We start from the raw sequence: 15,186 nt of genomic DNA on the forward strand, positions 1-15,186 counted from the left end.
AAAGGCCCGCCCAACGAACAGCAGCAAGAAAGAATTCTGAACTAGAGAACGCTTATGAAATTCAGCAACGCCTGGTTACGGGAGTGGGTAAACCCGGACCTGACAGCGCAACAACTGGCAGACCAGATCACCATGGCCGGCCTGGAAGTGGACGCAGTAGAGCCGGTTGCCGGTACCTTTTCCGGCGTCGTGGTCGGCGAGATCGTCGCCTGCGAACAGCACCCGGACGCGGACAAGCTGCGCGTATGTAAAGTGCAGGGCCACCCGGAAGGGGAAATGCAGGTGGTCTGCGGCGCACCCAATGCCCGCGTCGGCATCAAGATACCGTTTGCCCTGGTAGGCGCCAAGCTACCCGGTGATTTCAAAATCAAGAAAGCCAAGCTGCGGGGTGTCGAAAGCTTCGGCATGCTGTGCGCACAGACCGAACTGGAACTGGGCGATGACAGCGACGGTATCTGGGAGCTGCCCGCCGATGCCCCCACCGGTACCGATCTGCGGGAATACCTGCAGCTTGACGACAGCATCATCGAAGTCGACCTGACCCCGAACCGTTCCGACTGCCTCGGGGTGGCCGGTATCGCGCGCGAAGTGGGCGTACTCAACCGCGCCGCGGTAGAGGGCCCGGCAGTTGAACCGGTCGCGCCGCAAATCGACGACAGCCTGCAGGTCTCCCTGTTGGCGGAAGACGCCTGTCCGCGCTATGTGGGTCGCGTCATCCGCAATATTGATATCAGTGCGACTACGCCTCTGTGGATGCAGGAACGCCTGCGTCGCAGCGGCCTGCGCAGTATCGATCCGGTGGTAGACGTCACCAACTATGTCCTGCTGGAATTCGGTCAGCCCATGCATGCCTTCGATCTCGCCAAACTGAATGGCGGCATCCAGGTACGCATGGCGGAAGCCGGCGAGCAACTCACGCTGCTGGACGAGCAGGAAGTGAAACTGCAGCAGGGCACCCTGGTCATCGCCGACGACAAGGGCCCGCTGGCCATCGCCGGTATCATGGGGGGGCTGGATTCTTCGGTAACCACCGAGACCAAAGACATCTTCCTCGAGAGCGCCTTCTTCAGCCCACTGGCGATTGCCGGCAAGGCGCGCTCCTATGGTCTGCACACCGACTCCTCCCACCGCTTCGAGCGCGGCGTAGACTATCGCCTGCAGGAGAAAGCGGTAGAGCGCGCCACCCAGCTGCTGCTGGATATCGTCGGCGGTGAGCCGGGCCCGGTACATCTACGTGAGATCACAGAATCCGTACCTGCCGAGCGCCGCATTACCCTGCGCCGCGCACGGGTGAAGAACGGCCTCGGTATCGATATGGCGGACGACGAGATCGTCGAGATCATCACCCGCCTGGGCCTGGAAAAGCTGAGCGAAGACGGGGAAGGCTGGACCTTCCTGGTGCCCAGCTTCCGCTTCGACCTCGCTATCGAATCCGACCTGCTGGAGGAGCTGGCCCGGGTATACGGCTACAACCGTATCCCCAGCATCAGCTTCAGTGCGGCCCTGGATGTTGTGCCCGAGCGCGAAGACAAGCTGGACCGCGAGCGCCTGGAGCGCACCCTACTGTCCCGTGGCTATCAAGAGGCGATCACCTTCAGCTTTATCGATCGCGAATCCGCCGCCCAGTTCGATCCGGACGTAGAGCCGCTCGCCCTGCAGAATCCTATCAGTGCCGAACTGTCCGTGATGCGCTCCACCCTGATGCCCGGACTGGTCAAAGCGCTGCAGTACAACCTGAACCGTCAGCAAGACCGCGTTCGCCTGTTTGAAACCGGTCTGCGGTTTGTGCCCGGTGCCGATCAGTCCCGCGAGAACCTGGCGCAGGAGCCGATGATTGCAGGCCTGATCTACGGCACCCGTGCCCCGGAAGGCTGGACTGGCGGTAAAGACCTGGTGGACTTCTACGATATCAAAGCCGATGTGGAAGCCCTGGTCTCTCACCTGTCGGCCGATGACGAGTTCACTTTCGAGCCCGCACGCCACCCGGCGCTGCACCCGGGGCAGTGCGCCCAGGTACTGCGCAACGGCAAGCCTGTCGGCGTACTGGGAACCCTGCACCCGCAACTGCAGAAAGCGCTGGACCTGCCCAAGGCCGCGTTCCTGTTCGAACTCAGCCTGAAGGCAATGGGCGACACCCGGCTGCCGGCCTTTGCGCCGCTGTCCAAATTCCCGGAAGTGCGTCGCGATCTGGCCGTGCTGGTGGATGTAGATGTCACCGCCGGCAGCCTCAAACAGACCGCCGTCGAAACTGCCGGAGAATTCTTGACCGACTTCAACATTTTTGACGTCTATCAGGGCAAAGGCATTGATTTTAATAGAAAAAGTGTCGCTATGGGCTTGACCTTTCAGCATCCCTCGCGCACCCTTAACGACGAAGAAATCAATGCCGCAGTGGATGCGGTAGTCCGTGAACTAGAACAAAAATACAACGCCAGTCTGCGTTAACCGACAGTGCTCGGGGTGCGCAGCCTGATATGCGCACCCCGAGAGCGTCTGCCTCCGGGTTAAAGCCGCTGCGGTACTGGGCTTACAACCGGGAGTCGACGCCTCTGGACTTATTGGCAGGAACCAATGACAGAGGCACTGACAAAGGCCGGGCTCGCCGAAAAGCTGTACGAAGAGCTGGGTTTTAACAAACGCGAAGCCAAAGAAATCGTCGAGTATTTCTTTGAAGAAATCCGTAATGCCCTCGAAAATAACGAGCAGGTGAAGCTATCCGGTTTCGGTAACTTCGATCTGCGTGACAAAAGCCAGCGCCCGGGAAGGAATCCCAAAACTGGTGAAGAAATCCCCATTTCCGCGAGAAGGGTGGTTACCTTCAAGCCAGGGCAAAAACTCAAGGCACGAGTAGAAGAAGATGCTGGAAGCGAGTCATAACAGCGAACTGCCGGTAATCCCCGGTAAACGCTATTTCACCATCGGTGAGGTCAGCGAGCTGTGCGCCGTCAAACCTCATGTACTGCGCTACTGGGAACAGGAATTCCCGCAGCTTAGCCCGGTCAAACGCCGCGGCAACCGCCGCTACTACCAACATCAGGACGTCATCCTGATCCGCCAGATCCGCGCGCTCTTGTACGAAGAGGGCTACACTATCGGCGGTGCACGGCTGCAGATGGAATCCGGCGCCTCAGAGAAGGTGCAGACGGTACAGGCACAGCAGATCATCCCGCAGATGATCGCCGAACTGGAAGACGTTCTGACCCTGCTGGAGACCTGAACGTCACAAAGCCCAAAAGGCGCAAATTCGGGCTTGCATTCCCCCGGCACTTCGGTATTATTTGCGCCTCATCGCCAAGCGATGCCCCTTATAAATCAATCACTTAGCTGATTTTTCCAAGGAAAGCGGCACGATTGATTGCTACTTGTCGGAGCGTAGCGCAGCCTGGTAGCGCACCACACTGGGGGTGTGGTGGTCGTCGGTTCAAATCCGGCCGCTCCGACCATATCTATCTGTTTTTAAAACAGTTTTTTGTGAACTCCCGGTTCCTTGAACCGGGCGCACATTAACTGCACAGAAACACCGCACACAAACTCAAAACTCCCCACCTATCACATCATCCGGTAACACAAAATTCATCGGCGTATAGGGCAGGGCGTCCGCGTCCTGGTAGCCCAGGGTTGTGCCCTTGCTCTCGTGTGCCATCAATTCCTGTATTTGCTCCACACCATATCCCGCGATCCGGTATAGCGTTGATGCGAGCCCCCTGACCTCGTGGAATGACTGCCCGCCCTTGATCCCGCAGGCGTCCCGCACCTCTGCAAACATCCTGCTAAGCCGCTCCGGCGTGACTTGAGCCAAATGTTCCTTGCTCCCCCAGATTCTACGCTCTGGCCAGTGGCTGACGATGAATGGGCATCTGCGATTCTGCAGACTCAGTTCTCGCGCCCGATTTATTACCCTCGCAAGCGCTGGGTATTGATCCAGGTTCCATGCCTGCCGGGCTGCGCGGGCGTGGCCTTTCTGCGCGGCGCTTTTGGCGACTACGAGCTGCAGGGTGCGGTCTTTGATGTTTTGATCCCACTGCAGGCTGCAGATGTCCTCCCGACGCCAGGTGGTGAGCAGGGATAGGGCCATAGCGACCTGCAGGGCCTCCAGCTCCATTTCCCCGGCCTGCCGGTAGATTTTCCAGTACTGGGCAACAGTGAGTGCGGCGCGAGATTTTGGCGGCTTTTGCTTGGCGATCAGGCGCGGTCGGTCGTCAGCGGTGGTGAACGGGTTGTACTGCAGCTTTGGCATCAGGCCTTTGGCCATCAGCCAATTGAACAGCTTGCGGAACTCCGCATGGCGCAGCTTCTGCTGGTTGTAGGTGAGATCGTCCCACCAGGTGGAAACCTGCTGCCACGTGATGTGGCCCACTGGGGTAGCGCTGAACTTTTCGGCGAACTGGTGCAGCGCGTAGACCCGGTTGTGCCAGCTCTTTTTGCCGACCAGCGCGGGGTTTAGGCGCTGCTGGTAAGCGATGTACTCGGGCACATGGAATGCCAGCTGCTGGCGATTAGGAACGCGCTCTGGCGTGGCCACGGCAGTATCGCGCAGCGCGTTGGCCTCAGTGGCAATACGATTTGCTTCCTGAACGCTTTCCGCCTGGAAAATCTTGTCCGTGCCATTGGCGCGGCGGTACCGGTAGTAACCGGGACGTTTGCGCGGATCGGGGTAGAGGTTGTCTACCAGCTCCGTGCCGTCGACGATGCGGGTTTTTTTCGGCCTTACCATTACGTTATCTCAGCAGGTCCATTGCGGTTGTTTTTACCTCTTCTGGTGGCGGCGCCATGCAGTCATTCGCGGCGAACCAGTTGGCGTCGATGTAGGGTGCGCCGTCGATGATCTTGCCGCGCACCACGCCACGCGCTATCCAATCGCACCACTTAGTGCGTGCAGGGGCGGCTCCGGGGGCGAAAAATTCGCGGTTGGCTTTGGTGTGGGGAATCAGGTCACACATCTATGCGACCCTCCTAAGCCCTGTAGATTTACTCATATACCTCAGGATTTCACCGCCTATCCAGCGGCCAACCGGTACCGATACGCCGTTGCCGATCTGTCGATATGCGGCCGTGTCCGAGACTGGGAATGTGAAGCTATCCGGCAGGCCCTGCAGGCGAGCATACTCACGAACGGAGTAGGGCCGCACTCCCAGCGGGTAGCGCTTATCCCGCACCAGCCGGGTGCTCTTGTCCTTTGCGTAGTGAGCCACGCAGGTCGGTGCCTGGTCGTCGTTGGCCGGGTCGCTGATAATCGGAAGGTCGCGGTACTTGCCACCCATGCGCTCGCCTATGGCCTTCGGCAGAGTTACGCGCGGTTCTTCCTCGAGGATCTCGGACAACCTCACCGCTCGGGCAGACTCCGGTGGCCGAATGGCGAACTCACGGCGGGTGCCGATGATAATCAGCCGACTGCGCCGCTGCGGTAGCCAGGTACTGGACTCGACAGGGCAGAACACATGCACGTAGTAATCCGGCAGCTGGCACATGGCCTCCATCACTACTGGGAAAGCTCGCAGCCCCGGCACATTCTCAACCACATAGAATTCAGGACGGGCAAGAGCGAGATGGCGCAGTGCGTGAAGGAACAGCTCGTCACCGGTGCGCGTGCCGTGAATGTCCGCAATGGTGCTGTATTTGGTGCAGGGATAGGTGAACACCATGCCATCTGCCGCGCCTTGCTCCAGCACCAATTCTTCGGTCAGGTCGCACTGGCGGACGTGATTTCCGAGATTGTGTCGGTAGGTCTTGCAGGCGTCGGTGTCCAGTTCAAACGCCTGATTGATCTGCACTCCCGCCTGCAGCAGACCCACATCCATCAACCCGGCCCCACAGAAATAGCTATTCACAGAGATTGAATTCATTTTTCTCATTCCGATACTAAAGCCGCCCCTACCGGCGCGACCCAACTAAACTAATTTTATTGGAACTGTTCGCTCTTCAAGCCGGTAGTCAAACTTCCGTTTTCTGATGGCGGTAGGAAGCCAAGGAAATTCCCGATTCATCTTTTGTTTGAGCCTTGCGCTATTGGCGTGCCGAAAGTGGCCCTCGTAACTGGCTGCGGTAGACGCGATGGATCGGTACTGCTCCGGCGTTGCCTGGATGGTTCCGCCGCGCACACACTTTTTCTGCCAATCCGATAGTGCCTGGCGCGCATGAGTTACAACCCGGCGGCGCACAAGGGTGTGGGTTGGTCGGACGATGTAACCGAGAAAGTCGATTCCATCTTTCAGGGGCCGCAATCGGATGTCTGGTTTCAAGCGAAGTTGTAGCTCTCTGTCTATGAATTCCACAATCTGCCGTTGCCATTCGGCGAGCTGGTTTCTGTCGCTGTGAACTATCACGAAATCGTCGACATAGCGCAGGTATCTCTTTGCCTTCAAGGTGTGCTTTACGAACTGGTCGAGCTTGTCCAGGTAAACATTGGCAAAAAACTGGGAGCTCAGGTTTCCGATAGGCAGTCCACAACCAGGGCGCGCATTCTCCAGTCGCTTGTGTGGTGGCACCATTGCACGCTCTTCTGCCGTACCGTGGTAGATCACTCCGACATGTAGTGGCGGCCTACGCAGCAGGGCATGGGTGGCATGCATCACCTGGTTGGATGCGTTGGCTTTGGTCAACTTCTTCTTGAGCATCGCCCACAGGGTTGGGCGGTGAATGGAATTGAAGAAGTTGTGAATGTCGAGCTGCAGATACCAGCCGCTGTGCTGGCCGCTGTCGACTTGGCGAACGAACTTCTGCAGGCGACGCACGGCGGCATGGCTGCCCTTGCCTTTGCGATTGGCGTAGCTGTCGAAAATAAACGCTGGCTCCCATAGCTTTTCCAGCTGGGGCACCAGCCAGTGATGGACTACGCGATCAGCGAAGTCCGGGGCGTGGATTTCCCGGGCCTTAGGGCGCGTGGCCACAAAGCAGGCGCTGCGCCCTGGTTCCCATGATCCATCGTTGATGCGACGCTGAAGACCCAGCAGACCATCGGCCCACCTGGCATCGAACGCCAGCTGGTTCTGGCTTGGCTTTTTACCTGATCGGGCGCCGCGCCATGCTTTGTGCAGCTCTTGAAGAGAAACTTCCCTGTCACCGTGATACTCACCGGAACGAACCGCCCGAACACACGCGTTGTTGTTGCGGTGGTTGTTGTTGACATTGCCGTTGTTGAAATTGACGCACCAAACAGCAGCTTTGCCGCACTCTTTCGACCCTTCCGAACATCCAGCACGGTAGTACGGTTTCGTCATTGGTTGGCCCCCACATACCCTGCAGAGGCGGCGCGGCCACTCAGTATCTGGGCACGCTCCGGGGAGGCATTGCTACCCGAATTCTGGCCCTTTCGGTGAAGTTGACGTTTCCAGCCACCCGCGCACCGGCCAACTTCCTCGGCGGCGCGAATTAACGACTCGAACTGCTTGAAGCTTTTAAAGGCATGAAGCTGGCTTCCCAGTTGCAGGCTCAACTTGAGCTCATCGATTGCCCATACCAGTTCGTTTACCCAGTAAAGCTGACGACTGCGATCGCGCCAGGCGCGGTGACACATGCGCAGCACGGCCATGGCCTGACGGCGCATGTCAGTTCCGAGGGTGTACTTGTGGTATCGGGCGAATCCGCGCACTGCCTGTTCAATATCAACAAGCAGGCGCTCGGACTTTTTCACGATTTCTGGCAACTGGTAAGGCTTCATGGCATCACATCAAAAAATCAAAAATTACTGACCGGAACGAACCGCCCGAACACACGCGCTGTCGTAGCGGCGGTCGTGGTGGACAGTGCCGAGGCGGAAACTGACGCACCAAACAGCAGCGTCATTCCAAGCACAAGGGGTAGAAGTCCAATAAGCTCGGCTTTTGGTATCCGGATATTTGTCGGTATCGATTGCCGGGTCGTGCCGGTTTCGGTCCACCAGGGTTGCGAGCTCGTCGACAGTGGGCATGCGCCACCCATCGCCCATTTCTGAGATGGCATCCTCTGCGGCCTCATAGGTTACGACCTCTCCTTCGAGCAGTGTGTGGCTCCACTCCAGCTCTGCTGTGGATTGATTGCTGGCGACTCCGGAATCCATGTTGATCGACAGATCACCACCGTTTATGTCGATACTGATGGTCTTGCCGGGCATCTTGATATTTAGGTTTTGCATTTCCCCTCCGGTTATTGACTGATTGGCCGGGCACCAGGCCCGGCGCGGAGTTAAGCAGCGAAGCTGCCGATGTAGGTCTTGATGTCGGTACCGCTGAATGCAGAGGCCAGCTTCTCCTGCAATTCGCGCCCCATCTCTTCTTGCTGCGCCTCCAGGCGCTTGATACGCGCGATCAGGGAGGGAGCGTCGCCACCGGTGAGGACCGATAGGCGCAGCTCAAAACTGCGGATATTGAGACCGTTGTAGGGGGTACACTCGAATCGGAACCCTGCCGGCAAACCGTGTTCGCTGCGCGCCTCGATACTCTCCAAGGCGCTGCGGCTGGCCTTGAAGTCCTGTGACTCGTGATCCTCTCTGCGAGAGGCTTCGATGGTCAGACGGCGAACTGCAGCGATCGCTTTGGAGTTGGGAATTGCTTCACCATCCGCTGCGTAGCAGACGATCGAGTCTTGGTAGTCCTCGAGGAACTCGGCCATGGTCTTCTGGTTGCTACGGCTGCCGTTGATGTCCAGGAGCGCCGAATACTCTGCGGTTTTGACAAGTGACAGCTTTGCGGAGAAATCGGCGTGGCCGGGTTCCACGATGTCACCCAAATTGAAAATACTGCGGGCCGTCATCTTCTGCGGGTCGACGAAACAGGCCGCGCCGGCAGCCGAAAATTCTTCACAGTAGTTGGTGAAGTCATCCAGGGCGACGGTCTCCATGGTGCCGCGGTACCGGCAGCGGCCGGGGAGATACTGCTCCAGGCTGGATAGCCTGAAATTATCCGGCACGGCTGCCAGCGGCGTTTTAAGCTCTGCGTCTTTCAGTGCCAGGGTTAAGTCGGCAACTGTCTGCGCCGCCTGGATGGCCTCAATTGCGCTTTTATCCATACTCATTTACATGTTTCCTCTAATGGTCAGGAGTTTTACTGGTTACTGAGGGTTCTGTTTTTATCTGGGTTACGACTTACGGAGCGGGGTCACCTCGTTCACTCCGCCTTTCTTGTCGAACATCTGGTCCTGTTTTTCCGGGAAGAAAGACAGGGAGCCTTTGGTGCCGACATACATCGGGGTGGTGGTGGAATTGTCCTCGGTCACGGAGCCGCGCGAGGTCGGGCGCTTGTACTTCAGCGTGTGGTCAATCTGCACCTGACTGCTGTTGTTGATGTGCGCCATCTTCAGGGTGATGGTCACCTCACCTTTGCGCTGGTGGTCGGTTACCGCCGAAGCCACCTCGCTGAGGATGTGGGACAGCTTTTCCTCGAACACACCGCCGTCGAGGTCGCCAAGAAACTCACTTACGTTTGTGGACATGATTCTCTCCAGTTTGTTGAAAAGAGGGCCCCATACCAGCGGCCCGATGGTTACTACTGACTGTGCGCTGAGCGCGGTTAAAAATTGCTTGCGGCCGGTTCTTCGATAAATTCCTGAATCGCTTGCTTCAGCGTTTTTCCGGAGGTGCCGACATATTGGGTTCCGTCTTTCCAGTGCGCGAATGCCTTGAGGCCGTCGATGTATCCTCGTTGGTATTCGGAAAATTGAGGCTCTTGTTGTGGCCTGGGGTCGCGACCGGGCACAGCTCGAGGTGCAGCACCGTGTGATCTCGCTTCAGCACCCCGAGCTTGCTCTACATTTTCCCGCTGGGTAGATGCAGCCTGTCGGCGCTCCTCGGCAGTTTTGTGATCCGCAATCCGTGCAGTGATAACCGCTTTCAGATCATCGCTTTCCTTGAGCACCAGCTGCTGGGAATCGGCGAACAGGGTTTCAAAACCAGCAGTTTCATTACGCAGCGTTTCCAGGTTGAGGCGAATCTTGTCGGCGACCTGGTTGGCCTCGATCTTCGCGCGCGCCAGTTCGGTATCCACTGCATCGCGCAGGCTGCTGATTGTCCGCTTGTTCTTCATCGCACCTGCAAAATCGGTGGGAATCGGTGGTAGCCGCACATCGCCACCCAGTGACTGGTTGATCTGGTCGACGTGCTTTGTCATGGATTCGGCGGCGGTCATGCGAATTTCGTCGCGGATCTGCGTCTTACGGGCCTTGACCAGCTTCTCCAGCTCCAGGCGCTTGCCGCGCGCCTGCTCGCTGATGTCGTCGATTGCCCGGAACAGTTCATCAATGCTCTGGGTCTGGCTCAGGGCGTGGTCCTTGGCGGCGCTCAGGCGCTGCTCGACTTCTTTGCACCACTTCACAGTCTTCTCTGCGTCGGCGAAGTGCTGGTCTGTCTGCAGCTCGGTATTGATGCCCTTGAAGACTGTCACGGCGTGGTCGTGGAACTGCTTCAGGTTGCTGGCGGTGACCATGCCGGTGACCTCGATACGCAGCGCCGGCAGGGTTTCAGGGGCTTGGCCAACGGCTTCGAGCTGCTCGGCCTCTGGTTGGTAGCTGGCGAGGTCTTGCGCGAACTGCTGCCAGCCGGCGATCAGTGCGGCGCGACGCTCAGGCACGGACACATACTCCATGCTGTAACAGGCATCTGGTGTGCCGTCGGACGTGGTGAATATCGCCTTCTCGGCGCCGCTGACCAGAAGCTGGTGCTCCAGTTGCCAGTAGTAGTGCGGCTCGAGGTTGCCGGCGCGCACATTGTCGGCCAAGCCAGCGCTGTAGAGCTTGTGCTCCCAGATCGTGGATTCGTCCATGGTCACGCCATCGAACGACGCCAGGCAGGTTTCGCAATCGCTGACAGCGGTCGCGGGGAACAGCTCGTCCATCAACTCCAGCTCAATATGCGGCCGGATAGATGCCTCTGCAGCGTGCCCCTTGTCGAACAGGAACTGCTTGGATTCGGAAACCTTTTCGGCAACGCCGGTGGATTTCTCCTTGAGCAACTGGGAGCGAGATTTATATTTGCTCTCGCCCATCATTGCCGGCGCCTCACTGGCGGTGAAATAATTTGAGCGGGCGGCATGCCATTCTGGTGTTCCTTGGGTAAGGTTCAAAATTTTCACGCTTCGGCCTCCTCTTTGCCGATGTTCAGGATTTTCTGGCGCTGCTGCTCACTGAGTGCCGCGCGGCTCTCTACCGTGGCTAGGATTTGCTCGGGCGATTTTTTGCCGGCTTCGACCAACCCCTTCCAAGCCTCAAAGTTCGCGTCGAACTTTTCTTCCGGATAGTGTTCAAGTGCGCTCTGTTGCGCGGGTTCTTTCCGTGGCGTGATGTTGCGCTCGGTCGGCATATCTTCAGCCTCCTCCCGAGTGATCAGGCCCGCCAGTGCATCGGCGAACTGATCACGAACTGCAAAACCGCGAGCCCGAAAAGTGAGCATCCGTTTTGGATACTGAGTCCAAGGGCCAGCCTTCTCCCAAAGTCCCGCAGTTTTTGCGTCGGCAGCGCTGAACGTCTGGGTATGCTTTTCGCCACCCTTGCGCCATACGGTGCAGGTTGCGGTCATGGTCGATTCGTCGAATGACTCAACGATCCCGCCGAACGATGGGTGGTTCTGAACCAGCGCCAGCAGGGCGTCCCCGTAGATGGAAGGCTTGCCGTTGATCACCGCAATGTTCTGCAGCGCCTGGATAGGGTTCAGTCCAAGCTCAGAGCCCATCATCATCGCCACCAGGGTGTCTTGCGGCTTGTTCTGGTAGTTCTTCGGCACCATCTGACTACCGGAGAGCATGTTGGCCATTTCCATGGCCTCGCCCATGTTCTGTGGCTGCAATGCAAAGCCGCCGGTTTTTGCGATTTGGTTAGACATGCACAAACTCTCCATTCCATTGGATCAGCCGCGCCGCTTGCGGCAACTCCTCCTCGAATTCTTCTTCCGGTACCGGAGCGGGCGGCAGAGGCATATCCTCGCCATCGTCATCGTCATCGCCGCATACTTCCCGAACACAATCGGCGGTCAGGTATTCCGGATCGTTTACAACCTTGCTGAGTGATTCGCGCACTAGGTTGCAGGTCTCCTCCACCCACAGGCCTCGGCGCAAAGGCCAGGTGGCGGGGTAGGGGTGTTCGCAGTGGTGCCACTTCCGGAAAGATTCCTGGCAGCGCTTTCTGATGGCCGCCACCTCTTCACCGGCAACCTCTGAGGGCTCCGGAAATAGAGCGGTGACCCAGCGAGTGAGCGCTACGAAGTAAGCGACGATGGTTGATAGATTGAATTTCAAGACTTTTCCCCTTTTGTTGTTAGATCCAGCCCCGCATCTTTTCGCGCAGCTTCACTTTTTCGATCAGCGGCATACTTCCCGCCAGTGAATTACATTTCTGGTGAGCCAGAACCATGTTCTCAATCCGATCCGGCCCCTTCTGGTTTACCGGCATCAGGTGCTCTACTGTCATGTCCTCGCCGAGCTTTTCGCCGCAGAAGAAACATTCGTCACCATCGCGCTTTAGAAGCCGCTCTTTCCTGCGGCCGATCTTTCCGCGCTTGGTTGGCTGGGCTTTTCCTCTCCAGCTCTCGCCCGCGAAGTAAGCAGTCAGGGCCTCCGTGACGAGAGGCCCACTAACGGAATGCTTGCCTCTGCTGTTCTTGTAGATAACCCCGGTTCCGAGCTGGCACTTAAAACGCAACACTTCGTATTCGTTGGTGGTTGGGAGCATTTCTGCCCCCTGTGCCGACAACCACTTCATAAACGCGATTACGCGCTTTTCTGAAAGTTTGTTAATCATTCGATCCAGCCCCATTCCCGGGCTTCGTTTTCAAATTCGTCGTAGTGAGTTACCGCAATCTCGTCAGCAACTTCTCGGGCCATCCGCGCCAGTGCCATTCCGGCTTCTGCGCCGTCACTCAGTGCGGTGATGGCTACGGCAGAAAGTGACTCGGCGCGATCACCGATGAGGTCTTCAAAGAGCCGCTGAGCCAGCACCTGGTTCTCACTGAGGCGCCCAGCAGAGGAAAGCAGGCGACGCTCCACAAACTGCGCCATCTTTTCGATCTGCGGCTCACGCTCGGCCTCAATCTGACGCTGGAATTTGTATTCGCTGAGCTCTACAGGTTCTGCTGAGTTCACGGCACGTCTCCATTCAAAAAATCAAAGATTACTGACCGGAACGAACCGCCCGAACACACGCGCCGTAGTCGCGGTGGTAGTTGCCGACATAGCCGAGGCTGAAATCGACGCACCAAACAGCAGCGTCATTCCAAGCACAGGGCGTAGAAGCCCAGTAAAAATCGCTTTGGGTGTCGGGGAATTTCTCGGTATCTACGGCGGGATCTACTCGAGACAGGTCCAGAATGGATTCCAGCTCGAGGCGAGTCGGCATGCGCCAGCCTTCGCCGAGTTCTGCAATGGCTTTCTCGGCCTCTTCGAAAGTTACATCTTCGCCATCCAGGAGTGTTTCGCTCCATTCGAGGTTGGCGTGGGTGATGGTTTTGGGGGCTGTGGTTTCGTTCATGTCTGCTGCCTCGGGATTGGTTGTTGTTGCTGTCGGTGTAGCCATATTAGGCTAGTCAAAATTGACGTGTCAAGCCATAAATGGCTATAAAGTGGCAAAAAGATATGCCAGATTTTTCCGGATTTGATAGGAGGGTCTGATTCTGCTATCGCGCTGACATGCGGCCAGCAAGGAATGACTGCAGCGCGTCCGCATCCCAGTCGGTCAGATCCCCAGACTCGAACCCTGACACCAAGGTTTTCACCAGGGCTTGCTGACGTTTACTGAGGCGCCTTGAGGTCACCTTGTTGTCTGGGGGAGGCTCCCCGACCGCCATGTCAGGGGGCGAAGGCTCCTCCTCGAAAAGGTAGGTTACAGGCTTACCAAAAGCGCCTGCGATGTCAGCCAGGGTGCCTATCTGTGGGTCAGTGGCCGCCCTGGCTATCCGCCCGACAGTTGACTGGCCGACGCCACTGCGCTTCGCGATGGCCTGCTGATTTCCCAGCTCTGGATAAGCATCCTGCAGCGCCCTCAGGCGCCGGGCTATCCGTTTAAAAAGGTCGTCTTTTTTCATGCGCCAATATTGCCAGCAATGGCTAACCATGTATGGCTTGACGAATAAGCCATAGATGGCTAATCTAGCCGTAAATGGAGGATTCAATGGACAACAAAGCCGACCTGCTACAGCAGGTTAAAGCCAAATTGCGTGATCGTCGGGGCGAGTGGCGGCAGATTGCCGAAGCCTCCGGAGTGCCTTATTTCACCCTGGCCAAAGTTGCCAGCGGAGCCACTGACAACCCTAGGTGGCAGACGCTTTCTAGGCTGGCGGAGCATCTGGAGCAGGGAGCAGCATAACCCCATGGACCCCATAGCAATCGCACTGACAGCAGAGCTACTGATTGTTGGTCTGATGATTTTGATAGAAGCAGTAACAGAAGCATAAGGAAATCCCATGTACGCAAATCCCAAACACATAAGGGATCGTGAAATTAAATTGCGTGTTGATGACGCGACGTATCAGCTGATTGAAGCGATGGCCCAGTACCACCGCACCCAAAAAGCGGTATTGGTGCGCGATATGGTCGAGGCACAACTATCACGACTGGAAGCAGAAGATACCAACGAAGGTCAGGCGGCCTGAAGGCCCTTGGGAGGGCCTATGAAAGAACTCGCAGACCTGTTGAGTCGCGAGCAGCTTGAGCGTATTCGCCGGCAGGCTCATCGCCTGGGGTTAGATCCGGAAGATTTGGCCGTAGATTTATTGGATAGGGAGTTGAAGTCAACGCAGCCAAAAAGCAGTGGCGGAAAGATCATGCAGTTTCGGAGGGCCTCAAGAGGCCCTGAAAAGTGACTTATTGAGGGGCGCTCAAATGGGCCAGCCTATACAGAAAAATTCAGAACGCCGGTTCGATTTGACCCGCAGCCCAGATGGAGTTTATCGCGTCGATGGGAGGGTTATCCCAGTTGCTGATAACGCCACTGTGCGCATTGATGACAGCAATTCGGTCGTTGGTGTCAGCTGCCGCCGCAACGATGCTAAACGCCGTACTGGGGTTGTGCTGGGTGTGGACATAGAACAGTGACAGTTGGAATTGGTGCCACTGGCCAAGTGATTTTATTGCATCCCGAACAGCTTCGTAATTTTGGCCCGGGGTCATCAAATCGTAGGCGATGAACAGGTTATAGGACATAGCAATTTCTCCGGTATCTGTTGGTGTAGGAGCTTTCAGTGTACCGAGAAACCCGTCACCTGGGGAGTGGTGAGGCTGCCGGGCTGCCGGC

Annotated in this window: 22 protein-coding genes and 1 tRNA gene; 7 read left to right on the plus strand and 16 right to left on the minus strand. The window is 57.4% G+C overall.

Translation table 11 applies throughout. The features are described from left to right. The first annotated feature begins 54 nt into the window (after nt 1-54). The 4 genes from pheT (at nt 55) to LPW13_RS05725 (ending at nt 3,443) form a co-directional block, all read left to right on the plus strand. On the plus strand, nt 55-2,445 hold the full coding sequence (gene pheT / locus LPW13_RS05710; RefSeq protein WP_230438467.1) for a phenylalanine--tRNA ligase subunit beta: 2,391 nt from the start codon (nt 55-57) through the stop codon (nt 2,443-2,445). 126 nt (nt 2,446-2,571) lie between these two features. Next, entirely contained in the window at nt 2,572-2,877 is a 306-nt protein-coding gene (gene ihfA / locus LPW13_RS05715) for an integration host factor subunit alpha (protein ID WP_043315900.1), read from the plus strand. After that, entirely contained in the window at nt 2,858-3,217 is a 360-nt protein-coding gene (locus LPW13_RS05720; RefSeq protein WP_230438468.1) for a MerR family transcriptional regulator, read from the plus strand. The genes ihfA and LPW13_RS05720 overlap by 20 nt, the downstream gene beginning before the upstream one ends. A 149-nt stretch (nt 3,218-3,366) precedes the next feature. Continuing rightward, nucleotides 3,367-3,443: transfer RNA gene (locus LPW13_RS05725), tRNA-Pro, on the plus strand. A gap of 89 nt (nt 3,444-3,532) precedes the next feature. On the opposite strand, the gene LPW13_RS05730 is transcribed toward LPW13_RS05725, so the two are convergent. The 15 genes from LPW13_RS05730 to LPW13_RS05800 form a co-directional block, all read right to left on the minus strand. Further along, nucleotides 3,533-4,714 carry a tyrosine-type recombinase/integrase gene (locus LPW13_RS05730; RefSeq protein WP_230438469.1) on the minus strand — a complete coding sequence of 394 codons (1,182 nt, stop codon included), beginning with the start codon at nt 4,712-4,714 and terminating at the stop codon, nt 3,533-3,535. A gap of 4 nt (nt 4,715-4,718) precedes the next feature. Beyond that, on the minus strand, nt 4,719-4,940 hold the full coding sequence (locus LPW13_RS05735) for a hypothetical protein (protein ID WP_230438470.1): 222 nt from the start codon (nt 4,938-4,940) through the stop codon (nt 4,719-4,721). Then, nucleotides 4,941-5,843 (minus strand): DNA cytosine methyltransferase, encoded by a 903-nt coding sequence (locus tag LPW13_RS05740; RefSeq protein WP_230438471.1) that lies wholly within the window; start codon nt 5,841-5,843, stop codon nt 4,941-4,943. 45 nt (nt 5,844-5,888) lie between these two features. Next, the gene (locus LPW13_RS05745) at nt 5,889-7,217 is read right to left on the minus strand and encodes an RNA-directed DNA polymerase (protein WP_230438472.1); all 1,329 of its coding nucleotides are present in this window, start codon (nt 7,215-7,217) and stop codon (nt 5,889-5,891) included. After that, nucleotides 7,214-7,657: a four helix bundle protein gene (locus tag LPW13_RS05750; protein WP_230438473.1), complete on the minus strand. Its 444-nt coding sequence runs from the start codon at nt 7,655-7,657 to the stop codon at nt 7,214-7,216. The genes LPW13_RS05745 and LPW13_RS05750 overlap by 4 nt, the downstream gene beginning before the upstream one ends. A 24-nt stretch (nt 7,658-7,681) precedes the next feature. Then, nucleotides 7,682-8,110 (minus strand): Lcl C-terminal domain-containing protein, encoded by a 429-nt coding sequence (locus tag LPW13_RS05755; RefSeq protein ID WP_230438474.1) that lies wholly within the window; start codon nt 8,108-8,110, stop codon nt 7,682-7,684. Between the two features lie 50 nt (nt 8,111-8,160). After that, on the minus strand, nt 8,161-8,988 hold the full coding sequence (locus tag LPW13_RS05760) for a DUF2303 family protein (RefSeq protein WP_230438475.1): 828 nt from the start codon (nt 8,986-8,988) through the stop codon (nt 8,161-8,163). Nucleotides 8,989-9,051: 63 nt separating this feature from the next. Further along, nucleotides 9,052-9,405, minus strand: a complete 354-nt coding sequence (locus tag LPW13_RS05765) for a hypothetical protein (protein ID WP_230438476.1) — start codon at nt 9,403-9,405, stop codon at nt 9,052-9,054. A 77-nt stretch (nt 9,406-9,482) separates the two neighbouring features. Further along, nucleotides 9,483-11,039, minus strand: a complete 1,557-nt coding sequence (locus LPW13_RS05770; RefSeq protein WP_230438477.1) for a YqaJ viral recombinase family protein — start codon at nt 11,037-11,039, stop codon at nt 9,483-9,485. Then, nucleotides 11,036-11,785, minus strand: coding sequence for a recombinase RecT (locus LPW13_RS05775; RefSeq protein WP_230438478.1), 750 nt, complete (start codon nt 11,783-11,785; stop codon nt 11,036-11,038). Before LPW13_RS05775 ends, LPW13_RS05770 begins: the two co-directional genes overlap by 4 nt. Beyond that, complete coding sequence (locus LPW13_RS05780) at nt 11,778-12,197, minus strand: hypothetical protein (protein WP_230438479.1); 420 nt, start codon at nt 12,195-12,197, stop codon at nt 11,778-11,780. Before LPW13_RS05780 ends, LPW13_RS05775 begins: the two co-directional genes overlap by 8 nt. A 19-nt stretch (nt 12,198-12,216) precedes the next feature. After that, the gene (locus LPW13_RS05785) at nt 12,217-12,699 is read right to left on the minus strand and encodes an HNH endonuclease (protein ID WP_230438480.1); all 483 of its coding nucleotides are present in this window, start codon (nt 12,697-12,699) and stop codon (nt 12,217-12,219) included. Further along, a complete protein-coding gene (locus tag LPW13_RS05790) occupies nt 12,696-13,040 on the minus strand; it encodes a hypothetical protein (RefSeq protein ID WP_230438481.1) in 345 nt (114 codons plus the stop codon). Before LPW13_RS05790 ends, LPW13_RS05785 begins: the two co-directional genes overlap by 4 nt. A gap of 28 nt (nt 13,041-13,068) precedes the next feature. Next, the gene (locus LPW13_RS05795; RefSeq protein WP_230438482.1) at nt 13,069-13,425 is read right to left on the minus strand and encodes an Lcl C-terminal domain-containing protein; all 357 of its coding nucleotides are present in this window, start codon (nt 13,423-13,425) and stop codon (nt 13,069-13,071) included. A 145-nt stretch (nt 13,426-13,570) separates the two neighbouring features. Beyond that, entirely contained in the window at nt 13,571-13,978 is a 408-nt protein-coding gene (locus LPW13_RS05800) for a helix-turn-helix domain-containing protein (RefSeq protein ID WP_230438483.1), read from the minus strand. A gap of 86 nt (nt 13,979-14,064) precedes the next feature. Between LPW13_RS05800 and LPW13_RS05805 the strand changes: the two genes are divergently transcribed. From LPW13_RS05805 to LPW13_RS05815, 3 genes are all read left to right on the plus strand, one after another. Then, nucleotides 14,065-14,259 (plus strand): hypothetical protein, encoded by a 195-nt coding sequence (locus LPW13_RS05805; RefSeq protein ID WP_230438484.1) that lies wholly within the window; start codon nt 14,065-14,067, stop codon nt 14,257-14,259. 97 nt (nt 14,260-14,356) lie between these two features. Further along, the gene (locus LPW13_RS05810; RefSeq protein ID WP_230438485.1) at nt 14,357-14,545 is read left to right on the plus strand and encodes a hypothetical protein; all 189 of its coding nucleotides are present in this window, start codon (nt 14,357-14,359) and stop codon (nt 14,543-14,545) included. An 18-nt stretch (nt 14,546-14,563) separates the two neighbouring features. Further along, on the plus strand, nt 14,564-14,755 hold the full coding sequence (locus LPW13_RS05815; RefSeq protein ID WP_230438486.1) for a hypothetical protein: 192 nt from the start codon (nt 14,564-14,566) through the stop codon (nt 14,753-14,755). A gap of 43 nt (nt 14,756-14,798) precedes the next feature. Here LPW13_RS05815 and LPW13_RS05820 read toward each other — a convergent pair whose 3' ends face one another. Next, nucleotides 14,799-15,095, minus strand: a complete 297-nt coding sequence (locus LPW13_RS05820; RefSeq protein ID WP_230438487.1) for a hypothetical protein — start codon at nt 15,093-15,095, stop codon at nt 14,799-14,801. Nucleotides 15,096-15,186: the final 91 nt, after the last annotated feature.

It is taken from the genome of Microbulbifer celer, assembly GCF_020991125.1.
GTDB classification, from domain to species: Bacteria; Pseudomonadota; Gammaproteobacteria; order Pseudomonadales; family Cellvibrionaceae; genus Microbulbifer; species Microbulbifer celer.

What these genes read in the sequence shown, in the direction of transcription:
- pheT (WP_230438467.1), top strand. Translation starts at nt 55, where the DNA reads ATGAAATTCAGCAACGCCTGGTTACGGGAGTGGGTAAACCCGGACCTG.
- LPW13_RS05785 (WP_230438480.1), bottom strand. Translation starts at nt 12,699, where the DNA reads ATGATTAACAAACTTTCAGAAAAGCGCGTAATCGCGTTTATGAAGTGG.
- LPW13_RS05805 (WP_230438484.1), top strand. Translation starts at nt 14,065, where the DNA reads ATGGACAACAAAGCCGACCTGCTACAGCAGGTTAAAGCCAAATTGCGT.
- LPW13_RS05820 (WP_230438487.1), bottom strand. Translation starts at nt 15,095, where the DNA reads ATGTCCTATAACCTGTTCATCGCCTACGATTTGATGACCCCGGGCCAA.
- LPW13_RS05745 (WP_230438472.1), bottom strand. Translation starts at nt 7,217, where the DNA reads ATGACGAAACCGTACTACCGTGCTGGATGTTCGGAAGGGTCGAAAGAG.
- LPW13_RS05810 (WP_230438485.1), top strand. Translation starts at nt 14,357, where the DNA reads ATGTACGCAAATCCCAAACACATAAGGGATCGTGAAATTAAATTGCGT.
- LPW13_RS05795 (WP_230438482.1), bottom strand. Translation starts at nt 13,425, where the DNA reads ATGAACGAAACCACAGCCCCCAAAACCATCACCCACGCCAACCTCGAA.
- LPW13_RS05730 (WP_230438469.1), bottom strand. Translation starts at nt 4,714, where the DNA reads ATGGTAAGGCCGAAAAAAACCCGCATCGTCGACGGCACGGAGCTGGTA.
- LPW13_RS05800 (WP_230438483.1), bottom strand. Translation starts at nt 13,978, where the DNA reads ATGAAAAAAGACGACCTTTTTAAACGGATAGCCCGGCGCCTGAGGGCG.
- LPW13_RS05815 (WP_230438486.1), top strand. Translation starts at nt 14,564, where the DNA reads ATGAAAGAACTCGCAGACCTGTTGAGTCGCGAGCAGCTTGAGCGTATT.
- LPW13_RS05740 (WP_230438471.1), bottom strand. Translation starts at nt 5,843, where the DNA reads ATGAATTCAATCTCTGTGAATAGCTATTTCTGTGGGGCCGGGTTGATG.
- LPW13_RS05735 (WP_230438470.1), bottom strand. Translation starts at nt 4,940, where the DNA reads ATGTGTGACCTGATTCCCCACACCAAAGCCAACCGCGAATTTTTCGCC.
- LPW13_RS05775 (WP_230438478.1), bottom strand. Translation starts at nt 11,785, where the DNA reads ATGTCTAACCAAATCGCAAAAACCGGCGGCTTTGCATTGCAGCCACAG.
- LPW13_RS05720 (WP_230438468.1), top strand. Translation starts at nt 2,858, where the DNA reads ATGCTGGAAGCGAGTCATAACAGCGAACTGCCGGTAATCCCCGGTAAA.
- LPW13_RS05755 (WP_230438474.1), bottom strand. Translation starts at nt 8,110, where the DNA reads ATGCAAAACCTAAATATCAAGATGCCCGGCAAGACCATCAGTATCGAC.
- LPW13_RS05760 (WP_230438475.1), bottom strand. Translation starts at nt 8,988, where the DNA reads ATGAGTATGGATAAAAGCGCAATTGAGGCCATCCAGGCGGCGCAGACA.
- LPW13_RS05765 (WP_230438476.1), bottom strand. Translation starts at nt 9,405, where the DNA reads ATGTCCACAAACGTAAGTGAGTTTCTTGGCGACCTCGACGGCGGTGTG.
- LPW13_RS05750 (WP_230438473.1), bottom strand. Translation starts at nt 7,657, where the DNA reads ATGAAGCCTTACCAGTTGCCAGAAATCGTGAAAAAGTCCGAGCGCCTG.
- ihfA (WP_043315900.1), top strand. Translation starts at nt 2,572, where the DNA reads ATGACAGAGGCACTGACAAAGGCCGGGCTCGCCGAAAAGCTGTACGAA.